This window comes from Shigella sp. FC1967 (assembly GCF_001743005.1).
GTDB lineage: Bacteria > Pseudomonadota > Gammaproteobacteria > Enterobacterales > Enterobacteriaceae > Proteus.
Genome location: NZ_MIIZ01000326.1, coordinates 1 through 239, shown reverse-complemented (window position 1 = coordinate 239; position 239 = coordinate 1). Strand labels below are relative to the sequence as shown.

Sequence of the window (239 nt, the reverse complement as noted above, 5' to 3'; positions counted from 1 at the left end):
CCTTTGTTTGAGCAACACAAAGCTGCAAAAACATGAAAAGGAAGTCTTCTACCGAGTGCTTACCATCTGCACCAAATACTCCATCGACAATTGCCGGGGTCACTGCCACATTGGTCAGGAAACCAGCTTGTTTACCGATGGAAGATTGGTCCACCAGCAGACCATCATTGATGGCTTGTTGACGGATTTGGGCGAGGTCCAATTTAGCTACTTGGTTCATAAGGTGTACTCCAAAGTTA

1 pseudogene is annotated in these 239 nt (G+C 46.0%); it reads right to left on the bottom strand.

Going from position 1 to position 239, the window contains the following annotated elements:
* Nucleotides 1-220, bottom strand: a pseudogene (locus BHE89_RS02890) (hypothetical protein); the annotation flags it as partial.
* Nucleotides 221-239: the final 19 nt, after the last annotated feature.